This is a genomic window from Sphingomonas echinoides (assembly GCF_029623395.1).
Taxonomy (GTDB): domain Bacteria; phylum Pseudomonadota; class Alphaproteobacteria; order Sphingomonadales; family Sphingomonadaceae; genus Sphingomonas; species Sphingomonas echinoides_A.
This window is the reverse complement of the sequence record NZ_JAPYKK010000006.1, coordinates 61,156-73,645: the sequence shown is the minus strand read 5'-3', so window position 1 is coordinate 73,645 and position 12,490 is coordinate 61,156. Positions and strand designations below refer to the sequence as shown.

Genomic DNA, 12,490 nt, shown 5'->3' with positions numbered 1-12,490 from the left:
GCTACCAAATTCACAGGGGCGTGGGGAGCGGCTTGTCGGCCGCTCCAGGCCCAGCGTTACACCAGCGCCAGCAACGCATCCCGCTTGGCGATCAGCGCAGCCATGTCGCCCTCGGCCTCCACCCCGGCGACCGTCGCCATCGCGCGATCCATCCGCGCACGCGACACGTCGGACATCTCGCCCAGCCGCCCCGCGATGTCGACCATCTCGTCCATCCGCGCCCAGCAATCGAGCACCAGGTCACACCCCGCCGCGATCGCCCCGGCGGCCTTGTCCCCGGCGGTGCCGCTCAGCGCCTTCATGTCGATGTCGTCGGTCATCAACAGCCCGTCGAACCCGATCCGGCGACGAATGATCTCCTCGATGATCACGGGCGAGAGCGTCGCCGGCCGCTCGCGGTCCCACGCCTCGAACACGATGTGCGACGTCATCCCCATCGGCGCGCCCTTGAGCGCGACGAACGGCTGCAGATCGATCGCCAGTTCGGCGTCGGATGCGGTGACGGTCGGCAAATGGTAATGCGTATCCACCTTGGCGCGGCCATGACCCGGCATGTGCTTGACCACGCCGACCACGCCCGCCGCGCGTAACCCGTCGAGAATCGCGCGCCCCATCGCCGCGACGCGGAGCGGTTCGGACCCGAGCGCGCGCGTGGTGATCGCCTCGGTCGTGTCGGCCTGCGCCACGTCGAGCAACGGCAGGCAATCGACCGTGATTCCCACCTCGGCAAGCATCAGGCCGATCGCCTGTGCATTCGCCTTGGCGGCTTCGATCGCCGAGATGGGCGCGATCTCGTACAGCGCATCGAACGCAGGCCCTGCCGGAAATTCGGGCCATTCGGGCGCGCGCATCCGCGCGACGCGGCCCCCTTCCTGGTCGATCAGGATCGGCAGGTCCGCGCGCCCGGAAAGATCGCGCAAGCTGTCGGTCAGCGCCCGCACCTGCGCGCGATCGACGATGTTGCGCTTGAACAGGATGTACCCCGCCGGGTCTACCGCGGCAAAGAAGGTGCGTTCGTCGGGGGTGAGGACGGGGCCGGACAGGCCGAAGATGACGGGCTTCATCCCGCCGTCCTATCGTCCGCCGACCGCCGCGTCACCCCGCGCGGGGCATCAACTGCGCGGAACGAAGCACGCCTGACCTTCGGCGGCCAGTTTCGTGCAGAGGCTTTTCGCCTGCCCCGTGCTCCCCGCGTTGACCCGAAGGCGATATACGGTGCGGCCATTGACCTGCGCCATCTGGACCGATTTCCCCAGCGGCGCGAGATAGCTGTGCCGCTTGGCGATCCGCTTCCAGATATCGTTGGCGTCGGCCTCGGTATCGAACGACCCGAGCTGGATCAGCGCGCCGCCGGATATCGCCCCGTCCGCCGACGGAATCGCGGAGATCGCCTTGCGCGCGCCCGAATCGATCCGCGGCGGGGCGACCTTCTTGCCCTCGATCGGAACCTCGGGCGCGGCGGTCATGTCGATCGACGCATTGCCCATGGTGTCGCCGTTGCTCGTCGCGATCGCGGTATCGCCCTCGCCCTGCACGACCATCCCGCCGGGCTCGGTCGGGCGGATCTTATACGCCCCCTCGGGCGCCGCGATCAGCGCGCCGTTGCCGCTGATCCCGCGATGCGTATCCCAATAGCGATAGCCGAGGATCGCAACCGCGACCACGAGCAGCAGGCTGACGACCATCATGACGATCCGGACGACCGGAACGTCGGCAGTCCGCTCCGGCTCGACCGTTTCCAGCCAGGGAAGCCGATCGCTGTCGCGCATGTCCCGATCGCCGAACGCCATCAATTCATCTCCTGCACCGCCTGGACGCCCATGATCCCCAGACCGTTGCGAATGATCTGCCCGATCCCCTCCGCCAGGAAAAGCCGCGCACACGTCACGCCGGGGTTGTCCGCCAGCAGGAAGCGCCGGTCAGGCCGATCGTTGCCGACGTTCCATAACGCGTGGAGCGATGCTGCCAAGTCATAGAGATAGAACGCAATCCGGTGCGGCTCACGCGCCGCCGCGGCCGTGTCGACGATCCGCGGGAACTGCGCCGCGAACTTCACCAGCGCAAGGTCCTCGGTGTCGAGCAGCGACAGGTCGACGGTATCGCACGCGATCCCCGCCTCGGTCGCGCGGCGATGGAGCGAGGCGATCCGCGCGTGCGCATAATTGACGTAGAACACCGGATTGTCCTTCGACGCCTCCACCACCTTGGCGAAGTCGAAGTCCATCTGCGCATCGGCCTTGCGCGTCAGCATGGTGAAGCGAACGACGTCCTTGCCGACTTCGTTCACCACATCCGCCAGCGTGACGAAATTGCCCGCGCGCTTCGACATCTTGATCGGCTCGCCATTGCGCATCAGCCGCACCATCTGGACGAGCTTGACGTCGAACCGCGTCTTGCCGCCGGTCAGCGCCTGCACCGCGGCGACGATCCGCTTGACCGTCCCGGCATGGTCGGCACCCCAGATGTCGATCAGCGCGTCGGCGGTCTGCGCCTTCTGGTAGTGATAGGCGAGATCCGCGCCGAAATAGGTCCATTGCCCGTTCGACTTCTTGATCGGGCGATCCTGGTCGTCGCCGAACTGGGTCGAGCGGAACAGCGGCAACACGACCGGCTCCCAATCCTCGAGCTCCTGCCCCTTGGGCGCTTCGAGCACGCCATCATAGATGAGGCCCCGCGCGCGCAGGTCATGCTCGGCCGCCTCGGGCTTGCCCGCCGCCTGAAGCTCGGCTTCCGACGAGAACAGGTCGTGATGGATGCCAAGCTGCGCGAGATCCGCCTTGATCAGCACGAGCATCGCAGCAACCGCGCGGGTGCGGAACAGCACGAGCCATTCGCCCTCGGGCTTGCCGACATACGTATCGCCAAACTCGGTCGCGAGCATCTGCCCGACGGGGACGAGATAGTCACCCGGATACAGACCCTCGGGGATCTCGACCGTCTCACCGAGCGCTTCGCGGTAGCGCAGGTGCACCGAGCGCGCGAGGACGTCGACCTGCCCGCCCGCGTCGTTGACATAATATTCGCGGATCACCTTATGCCCGGCGAACTCGAGCAATGCGGCAAGCGCATCACCGACGACCGCGCCACGGCAATGCCCCATGTGCATCGGACCCGTAGGGTTGGCCGAAACATATTCGATGTTGACCGTCGTCCCCGCACCGCGGGTCGACCGGCCGTAGTCGCCACCCGCATCGTGGATCGCGGACAGCTCGGTCCGCCACGTGTCGTCGGTGAGCGTCATGTTGATGAACCCCGGCCCCGCGACCGACACGCTCGAAACCTCGTCCAGCGTTTCCAGATGCGCGGCGATCTTCTCGGCGAGCGCGCGCGGGTTGGTCTTGGCGGGTTTTGCCAGCACCATCGCGGCATTGGTCGCGAGATCGCCATGCGTGATGTCGCGCGGCGGCTCGACCGTGACGTTGGCGCGCGACAGGTCTGCGGGAAGGTCCCCGGCAGCGACGAGCGTATCGAGCGCCGCATCGATGTGCGCGGCGAAACGGGTGTACAGGGTCATGTTCGGTCCGGTCTTGTCAGCGAGCGCGGCGCATAGCCGAGATGCGGCTGCGGGGCAAAACCTCCGTAGCACACCGAGAAAATGTGTAACATTGTACCATCAATGGTTGCGTCCGCCACGACACCTTGCGTACCACCCGCAGCATACACATTGTGTCGAAAGGTTGCCCATGCATTCCAAGTCGTTCCTGCTCGCCGCCACCGCGGCGCTGATCGCGCTCACCCCAGCGCTCGCACAGCAGCAGACGACGGCGCCCGCCGGCCAGACCAGTGGCGGCGACATCCCCAAGAGCTTCACCCCGCCCGAAGCGGCGCGCGACTATGTGAAGCGCGAGGCGATGATCCCGATGCGCGACGGGACCAAGCTCTACACCGTGATCGTCTACGCCAAGGGCCTGACCAACGCGCCGATCGTGCTGACGCGCACGCCGTACAACGCCAAGGGCCGCGCCAACCGGATGGATTCCTCGAGCGAACTGTCGACGCTCCCGCTCGCCGACGAGATGTTCGTGCGAGGCGGCTACATCCGCGTCTATCAGGACATCCGCGGCAAATACGGCTCGGAGGGCGATTATGTCGTCACGCGCCCGGTGATCGGCCCGCTCAACCAGACCAAGGTCGATCACACCACCGACGCCTACGACACGATCGACTGGCTGGTGAACAAGGCGAACCTTCCGGAGTCGAACGGCCGCGTCGGGATGATCGGTTCGTCCTACGAGGGCTTCACCGTCGCGATGGCGCTGCTCCATCCGCATCCGGCGCTCAAGGTCGCCGCCCCGCAGAGCCCGATGGTCGATGGCTGGATGGGCGACGACTGGTTCCATTACGGCGCGTTCCGCCTGCCCAACATCGGCTGGCTCGCCTCGCAGACCGGCTATAAGGGCGCGGGCCAATCGCCGCCATCGGGCGGCTATGACGATTACGACAATTTCCGCACCATCTCCGCAGGCGATTGGGCGAAGAAGTCGGGCTACGACCAGCTCCCGTACTGGAACCGCATGGTGCAGCATCCGGCGTATGACGGCTTCTGGTCGGGCCAGGCGCTCGACACGTTGCTCGCCGCAAGCCCGTCCAACGTCCCGACGCTGTGGGAACAGGGCTTGTGGGATCATGAGGACATGTGGGGCGGGATCCACGCCTATGAGGCGCTGGTCAAGGCGGGCCACCAGGCGAACAACTATCTGGTGATGGGCCCGTGGCGGCACAGCCAGATCAACCGCGAAGGCCGCTCGCTCGGGCCGCTGCAATGGAACGGCGACACGTCGCAGCAATATCGCGAGGACATGGTCCTGCCGTTCTTCAACCAGTATCTGAAGGACGGCCCCGCGGTCACTCTGCCCGCCGCGGCGATCTACAACACCGGCGCGAACCATTGGGATAACTTCCCCAAATGGCCGCTGTCCTGCGACAAGGGCTGCGCCACGCCGCTGACGCCGCTGTATCTCCAGGCCGACAAGGGCCTGGGCTTCCAGCGCGCGGCGAATGGTGGCGACAGCTACGTCTCCGATCCCGCCAACCCCGTCCCGTACCTGCCACGTCCGATCAACTTCGAGGATGGCCGCTGGGGCGAATGGCTGGTGTCCGACCAGCGCTCGGTCGATGGCCGGACCGACGTGATGAGCTATTCCACCCCGGTGCTCACCAAGACGGTCAAGGTCTCGGGCGTGCCATGGGCGGACATCTTCGCCAAGACGACCGGGACCGATGGCGACGTCGTGGTCAAGCTGATCGACGTCTATCCCGACGAGGTCGCGAGCAACCCCAAGATGGGCGGCTATCAGTTGGCGATCAGCCTCGACATCTTCCGCGGGCGGTACCGCGACAGCTTCGCCAAGCCGACCGCGATCCCGGCGAACAAGACGCAGGAATATCGCTTCCGCCTGCCCGCGGTGAACCATGAATTCCTGCCCGGCCACAAGATCATGGTGCAGGTCCAGTCGTCGCTGTTCCCGGTCTATGACCGCAACCCGCAGACCTTCGTCCCCAACATCTTCCTGGCGAAGCCGCAGGATTACAAGAAGGCGACGGTCACGATCCAGCACGGCAGCGTCGGCGCGAGCGCGGTGCTGCTGCCGGTGGTGGCGCAGTAAGCGAACGCAGTCCCGTGACCCCGGCGCAAGCCGGGGTCACCCCGCCGCGCCCGTATCGCTGTTCACCAGCCCCACCACCCGGCGTCACCCTGAACGCGTTTCAGGGTCCACCGCGCTACAACGGCTGACTGCCTAAGCGGCGAGGTGGATGCTGAAACAAGTTCAGCATGACGGCGCTTTGTACGAAACAGGAGCGGGTGTCAGGCGCTACACCAGCCCCGCCACCACCGCCGTCCCCTTCGACGATGGAAACAGCGCCGCCATCGCCTTCGCCGGTTCCACCCCGAAATGCCCCGCGACCGCGCCGCCGATGAACGCATCGAGCTGCAGCGTCGGCCGCAAATCCCGCCCCTCGAACAACGCCGTCGGCGCCAGCCCCGGCCAGTCCGCCAGCACCCGCCCACCGCGCACCGCGCCGCCGAGCAGCATCGCCGAACTCGCGGTGCCATGATCGGTCCCGCCGGTCCCGTTGACCGCGACCGTCCGCCCGAATTCAGTCGCGACCAGCACCATCGTATCGGCCCACAATGGCCCAAGCCCGGATTGAAGCGCGCCGATCATCGCATCCAACCCTTTCAACTGCGTGCTCAGCCGCCCGCGTTGCCCCGTGTGCGTGTCCCAGCCCCCGGTTTCGATCATCGCGATCCGCGCGCCGTTCGCGGGCGCCATCAGTCGCGCGGCGAGCGCACCGGTCGCGGCGGCATTGGCCCCGCCCCCCGCCGCCAGGTCGCCCGTCAGCGCGCGCGTGCCCATCGCCTCGCTCCACAAGGCGTGAAGCTGGCTGTCGCCCGCATACAGCATCGAGACGCGTTGCAGCAGATCGTCCGACGCTTGCGGAAGGTTCGACGGCGCGTAGGAGGACACGTCGCGGGCCCCGCGCAGCGCCAGCGGGACGGTCGCCGACACCGCGATCGCCTTGGCCTCGGTCGGCGGCAGCACGCCGAGCAGCCGGTTCATCCAGCCATCCTTGAGCTGATACGCCCCGGTCCCGCCGCTCTCGAGCACGTTCTGCCCGTCGAAATGCGACCGATCGCGATACGGCGACGCGACCGCATGCGCGAACAGCGCCTGTTTGGCACCGTATAGCGCCTGCACCCGCGCCATCGCCGGATGCAGCGCGAACAGCGCATCCAGCTTGGGCGCGCTCGCAAAGTCGAGCGCCAGATCGCCGCGCGCACCGGCAAACGCCGGGTCCCCGACCGGCGCGACGATCCCGAGACCGTCCGCCGCCCCGCGCTGGATGATGAACACGAAGCGCTTGTCGGTCTCGGCCTTGGCAAACGCCAGGCGCGGGCCGAGCGCCGCGAAGACGGCACCGGCAACCCCGGCCCCAAGAAACGCACGACGATCGTACATGGCGATTACCTCCGCAGGAATTCGGGTGCGACGAGCAGCAGCGCGAGCGCCTGCGCCGGGCTCTCGCAATTGGCGAGCGCGGTCTGGGTCGCTGGGCTGACCGACCCCGGCAGCACCTTGGGTGCGAGCGCACGTGCATCGATCGTGGCGGCGCGCGACGCGAACCGCTCCGCCGCCTCGACTCGCCGCAGCACCGCGTCGGGCCCGGCCCAGCTCGCTGCGATGTCGTCATAGCCGATCGGCTGGCCCGGCTTCCACGTCGGTTGCCCGAGCTGGTTGAGCAGCCCGACCATCGCCTGCCCGTCCGCCGTCTTCAGGTTGAGCGCGCGCATCGACGAGATCGTCCACTCCCACGGCGTCTTGAACTTGAGCGGGCGCTCGACCCACACTTCGGGCGAAGCGATCAGCGCGCGATACACGGTCGGCAGATCCCCGCCCGACTCGAGGAACGCCTTCTGCAACCGCGCGACCAGCGCAGGCGGCGGCGTGTCCCCGGCGAAATGCCGCGCGAGCTTGGTCATCACGTGCGTCGCGGTGGCGGGCGCGATCGACACGTCCTGCAACACTGCGCGCGCCTGTTCCACGCCACCTGCCGGATACAGCTTCCCCATGATCGTCCGGTCGCCGGGTTCGTGCAGCGCGGCGGCAAACACGAAATCGCCCGGCATTCCGTCGGTCCCCGCGGCGCGCGCGCCCGGCCCCTGCCCGATCCCGGCGACCGTCCAGCCGGTCATCGCGCGCGCGAATTCGGTGACGTCCGCCTGAGTATAGCCGGTCCGCACCCCGAGCGTGTGGAGCTCGAGGATTTCGCGCGCAAGATTCTCGTTGAGCCCGACCTTGCGGTTCCCCCGCGCCGCGATGCGCTGCCCGAGCGGCGACCCCGGACCGACCGACACCGCCTGGTCGAGATACAGCAACATCGCCGGATGCTGTTCCACCGCGAGCAGCATGTCGCGAAAGGTGCCCAGCACATGCGGGCGAATCGCCTCGAACTCGAGCGTCCCGGCAAGACCGATCACGGTCAGCTTGTCCGCCGAGACCGCAAAGTGGTTCGCCCAGAAATACACCAGCCGTTCGACGAACGGGGTGTCGGTGACCAGCGCGTTGGTCGCGCGCGCGGCAACCGCGCCGGCATAGTCCGCGCGGTTGGTGCGCTGGGCGAACTGGCGCGCCTGCTTCATCGCGTCGTCGCGCGCGGGCTTTTCTGGCTTGGCCGCAGCGATACCGGGCGTCCCCGGCGGCTGTAAGGGAACCGTCATCGCCGCCATCGGTGCCGCCGCTGGCGTGGGCGCGCGACGGGCGAGTTCCATCCGCATCGCCCGCTGCTGCCGGAAATAGTCCGCCAACCCCGCGGCAACGGTCGCGCTGGTCGGCGCATTGGCGATGGAGTCGGGCCGTGGATCGAACGCAGTCAACTGTTGAATCAACCAGTTAACCGGGTCGGGCGGTGGCGGCTGATCGCCCCGCGCGCCAAGTCCGAAGCGGTTGAGTGCAATAGCGGCCTTGATCACGCAAGTTGTCCCGAAACCCGAACCATGCAGGCGCTCTGAACCACCTTTGTCGCAAGACTATGCCGGGATACGAGATCGCGTTCGCTTTGTGCAACTGCTTCCGCGCGATTTGCGCTTGGGGAGAATGCTGCACTGCAATATGATGATTTTGTCATTAACCCACGGAGGGGATGCTGATCTGGCCTTCATTCGAAAGGAACCGATCATGCTCAAGTTCATCGCCGCCGTCGCAACGGTCGTCGTCGCCACCGCCGCCCCTGCCTTCGCCGACGTCGCCACCGACGCCCGCACCTTCACGCGGGACGGCCAGACGTTCACCTACACAAAAGTCGCCAAGGACGATCACGTCGATATCGACGGTCGCAACCTGACCTCGGGCGCGACCTTCCATCTGGTCGTCCGCGGGAAGCGCGTCGCTGGCATCTCCAACGGGGTTCCCGTGTCGTTCACGGTGCCGCCCAAGTCGACCACGGCCGACGCCAACGGCGGCACCGCCAACTGATCGCATCATCCCCCGGCGGCGTGCCGCCGGGGGATCGATCGGTGCGAAGCTGGCTTAGAACCCGTCCGGAAGGTCGATCGGACCGACCACCTCGCGGAAGCGCGACACCGCATAGCGGTCGGTCATCCCCGCGATGAAATCGGCGATGTGGCGGCTCCGGGCGGGTTCGCCCTCGGGCAGTCGCTCCGCCCACGCCGCCGGCATCGACCGCGGGTCCGCACGATACGCCGCGAACAGCCCCGAGACGATTCCCTCCGCCGCCCGCGCCGCCTCTAACTGCCGCGGATGATGGTAGAGGTTGGCGTACATGAACCGCTTCAGCGTTCGCTCGTCATCCCGCATTCCCTCCGAAAACCCGACGAGACAACGCCCCGCCGACCGGACGTCCGCGATATCGCCGATCCCCTCCAGCCGCCGCTGCGTCTCGCCGATCAGATCGTTGACCATCGTGCCGATCTGCGTGCGGATCAGTTCGCCGATCAGGCGATCGTTCGAAATACCGGGAAACCGCGTCCGAACGCCGTCCCATTCACGCGCGATGACCGGCACCGCAAGCAACTGGTCGAGCGTCAGCAGACCCGCGCGCAACCCGTCGTCGATGTCGTGATTGTCATAGGCGATGTCGTCCGCGATCGCCGCGACTTGCGCTTCCAGGCTCGGCCAGCGCGTCAGCTCGAACGGAAACGCCGCGTCGCATTCCGCCAGCGCCCAGCCCGGCCGCGCGATCGGGCCGTTGTGCTTCGCCAGCCCCTCGAGCGTTTCCCAGGTGAGGTTGAGCCCCTCCCAGCGCGGATAGGGGCTGTCGATCAGCATCAGCGCGCGCAGCGTATTGCCGTTGTGATCGAACCCGCCCTGCCCCGCCAGCGCACGCTCGAGCGCATCCTCGCCGGCATGCCCGAACGGCGGGTGGCCGATGTCATGCGCGAGTGCCAGCGCTTCGGTCAGATCCTCGTTGAGCCCGAGCGCGCGCGCGATCGTCCGTGCGATCTGCGCGACCTCCAGACTGTGCGTCAGGCGGACGCGGAAATGGTCCCCGTCCGGCGCCATGAACACCTGCGTCTTGTGCCGCAACCGGCGGAAGCTGATCGAATGGACGATGCGGTCGCGGTCGCGCTGGAACGCATCGCGCGGCCCCCGCACCGACACCCCACCGCTCCCGGCGCTTTCGTCATGCAGGCGCCCCCGGCTCAGCTCCGGGCGGCTTGCCCAGCGCGCGACGCTTCTCATTTACCCGGCAATTTCGTGACTTTCTGTCCAGCCTCACTGGTGAAGACGAACCCCGACAGTCCCTGCTTGGCGAGCGTGTTAACGAACGCCTGCGCTTCGTCGTCGGTCTTGAACGGCCCGGTCAGCACGCGATTGGTCGCCCGCTGCGGCGTCACCCACCCCGTCCGCCCGGCAAGCGCCTTGGCGTTCTTGCTTTTGAGCTTGTCCCACTGCTTGGACAGGTCACCGGCATTGGCGCCGCCCGCCACCTGCACCCAATAGCGCTGCGGTTCGAGCAGCTTGGGATCGTTCTTGCGCTTCTCCTCCGCCTTCTTGGCGTCCGCGAGCTTCTTGGCGTCGGCGAGCTTCTTGGCGGCCTTGTCGGCGAGTGCCTTCTTGTCGGCAGCGGTCTTGCGCGCCGCACCGACCCGTTCGTCGGCAGCATCCGCGTCGACCACCGGCTTCCCGGAATTGCGGTCGACCATCCGCGTTTCGGTGGGAGTCCGCGCAACCGAAGCGCGCGCGGGCGCCGCTTTCGGCAAGGCGGCGGTCGTGCCTTCGGTTTCCAGCGGACGGCTCGGGATCGCGCGCTGGATCGGCGGCGGCGCGGTGACCGCCATCCGCTCAGGCGCGACGCCCAGTTCGGTGCCCGGAATGTTGATCCCCGCGATGATCGCCGCCAGGATCGAATCCTCGCTGCGGACTGGAGCAGGCGTAGCGACCGCAGCCGCAACCGGCGCGACCACGCTGGGCGCAACCGCCGCAGCACCGCTCGGTTCGGACGCCACCGGAGGGACACTCCGCGCGACATAGGCTGGCGGCGTCGAAGTCGCGCCCGGCTGGACCGCTGCGGACGCGGCGTTGGCGCGCTGTGTCGCGGTCAAGGGCACAGCCGCCGCCTTCGCCCGCTGCGCCGTCGGCACATAGGCCGACCGATTCGGCGCAGGAGTCGCCGCCGGATAGGATGGTGCATAACCAGACGAAGCGGCACGGCTCGCGCCCACCACGGTCGACGATCCGAGCGCCACGTTCGAAGGCAATGCGGCAGAACTGCCACCGCCAGCGGACGACGGCCCCTCCGCGAACGCAGACGCCGTCTCCGGCGTGCGCAACGCGGTGGCGGCGGCGAGGTTCGCGGCGCGGGTCGCGCTCGACGCGGTGCTGGTCCGCCCGCCATAGCGCGGCCCCTGATACGGCGTTGCGGACGCCATCGTCGTCGGGCGCGGCACATAGGCCGGGGGCGCCGGCAGCGGCACGACCGGCGGTGTCGTCGCCGCCACGATCGTCACGCTCTCGCGTTCGCGCTCCTTGCGCGACCGGCGATCCTTGCGGCTCGGCGCTGCGGCGACCGTCACGGCGGGGGGCCGCGGCGTCGCAACGCTGTCGACCGGCGCGGTCGGATCGGGGCGCAACGCAGCGAGCGGCGGAATCATCCGCGCGTCGGCAAGCCGCGTGGGCGAAGCGCGCACTTCACCAAAATGTACAGCGAACGCGCGATCCGCCGGGCGCAGCGACGGCAGGATCTCGAAGAACGGCTGCAACCCCTGCGCCATCCCCGCCGGCATCATCGTCGTCGCGATCCGCTCCGCGCCCGCCTTGTCGCCGCCCATCGCCAGGATGAACGCGCGCGACCGCCACGCGCCACGGTCGCTCTTGCGCAACAGCGGTTCGATTTCCTTCAGCGCCAGCTCGCGCTTCCCCGATATGCCGAGCGACAGCGCATAGCGCCGACGCGTCTCGTCATCTTCGGCGGCGCGCAAGGCGACGCGATATTCGCGCTGTGCGCGGTCCTGTTCGCCGATCAGATCATAGGCAAGGCCACGGTCGGCGGCGAAACTGCGGACGTCCCCGCCCAGCGACTCCGCCTCGCCGAAATGCCGCAGCGCTTCGCCCGGCCGCTCGGCGGTGACGAGCAGACTGCCCTCGCCCGCCTTGATCCGCGGATTGCGCGGATCGATCCGCGCCGCGCGCGCGAAGAACGTCGCCGCCGCGGTCGGGTCTTCCAGCTTGAGCGCGAGTTCACCCGCGCGGACCAGTGCCTGAACGTTGTTGGGGTCCGCCGCAAGCAAGCGGATCTCGCTCGCCAGCGCGTCGGCATCGCCGACCGGCTGGACCATCATGGGGGAGGTCTGCGGATATGGCGTCGGATAGACCGGTGCGCGCGCAGATTGCGATTGGGCCACTCCAGCATCGCTCGCGGCCAGGGCGAGGACGGAAGCGGCGAGGCGGACGATGCGCATGGACGATCCTAAAGCCCGTCGCCGCTGAACCGGCAATGACGGCGGGAGCCGCTTGCGCCGAGACGAAAC

The 12,490-nt window shown here is 67.9% G+C and carries 9 protein-coding genes; 2 read left to right on the top strand and 7 right to left on the bottom strand.

The features are described from left to right. Positions 1 to 56: 56 nt before the first annotated feature. The 3 genes from QBJ92_RS05550 to argS are packed head-to-tail and all read right to left on the bottom strand — an operon-like array spanning position 57 to position 3,514. The gene (locus QBJ92_RS05550; RefSeq protein ID WP_277968694.1) at positions 57 to 1,064 is read right to left on the bottom strand and encodes a glycoside hydrolase family 3 N-terminal domain-containing protein; all 1,008 of its coding nucleotides are present in this window, start codon (positions 1,062 to 1,064) and stop codon (positions 57 to 59) included. A 48-nt stretch (positions 1,065 to 1,112) separates the two neighbouring features. After that, positions 1,113 to 1,790, bottom strand: coding sequence for an SPOR domain-containing protein (locus QBJ92_RS05545; RefSeq protein ID WP_277968693.1), 678 nt, complete (start codon positions 1,788 to 1,790; stop codon positions 1,113 to 1,115). Next, entirely contained in the window at positions 1,790 to 3,514 is a 1,725-nt protein-coding gene (gene argS, locus QBJ92_RS05540; RefSeq protein WP_277968692.1) for an arginine--tRNA ligase, read from the bottom strand. Before argS ends, QBJ92_RS05545 begins: the two co-directional genes overlap by 1 nt. A 169-nt stretch (positions 3,515 to 3,683) precedes the next feature. Between argS and QBJ92_RS05535 the strand changes: the two genes are divergently transcribed. Then, on the top strand, positions 3,684 to 5,606 hold the full coding sequence (locus QBJ92_RS05535) for a CocE/NonD family hydrolase (RefSeq protein ID WP_277968691.1): 1,923 nt from the start codon (positions 3,684 to 3,686) through the stop codon (positions 5,604 to 5,606). A gap of 207 nt (positions 5,607 to 5,813) precedes the next feature. On the opposite strand, the gene QBJ92_RS05530 is transcribed toward QBJ92_RS05535, so the two are convergent. Both QBJ92_RS05530 and QBJ92_RS05525 read right to left on the bottom strand, forming a co-directional pair. Then, positions 5,814 to 6,962 carry a DUF1501 domain-containing protein gene (locus QBJ92_RS05530; RefSeq protein ID WP_277968690.1) on the bottom strand — a complete coding sequence of 383 codons (1,149 nt, stop codon included), beginning with the start codon at positions 6,960 to 6,962 and terminating at the stop codon, positions 5,814 to 5,816. A 5-nt stretch (positions 6,963 to 6,967) separates the two neighbouring features. After that, positions 6,968 to 8,473 carry a DUF1800 domain-containing protein gene (locus tag QBJ92_RS05525; protein WP_277968689.1) on the bottom strand — a complete coding sequence of 502 codons (1,506 nt, stop codon included), beginning with the start codon at positions 8,471 to 8,473 and terminating at the stop codon, positions 6,968 to 6,970. Positions 8,474 to 8,678: 205 nt separating this feature from the next. On the opposite strand from QBJ92_RS05525, the gene QBJ92_RS05520 reads away from it, so the two are divergent. After that, complete coding sequence (locus QBJ92_RS05520) at positions 8,679 to 8,975, top strand: hypothetical protein (RefSeq protein WP_277968688.1); 297 nt, start codon at positions 8,679 to 8,681, stop codon at positions 8,973 to 8,975. A gap of 54 nt (positions 8,976 to 9,029) precedes the next feature. Here QBJ92_RS05520 and QBJ92_RS05515 read toward each other — a convergent pair whose 3' ends face one another. Then, positions 9,030 to 10,202, bottom strand: coding sequence for a deoxyguanosinetriphosphate triphosphohydrolase (locus QBJ92_RS05515; RefSeq protein ID WP_277968687.1), 1,173 nt, complete (start codon positions 10,200 to 10,202; stop codon positions 9,030 to 9,032). Beyond that, positions 10,199 to 12,421, bottom strand: coding sequence for an SPOR domain-containing protein (locus tag QBJ92_RS05510; protein WP_277968686.1), 2,223 nt, complete (start codon positions 12,419 to 12,421; stop codon positions 10,199 to 10,201). Before QBJ92_RS05510 ends, QBJ92_RS05515 begins: the two co-directional genes overlap by 4 nt. Between the last annotated feature and the right edge of the window lie 69 nt (positions 12,422 to 12,490).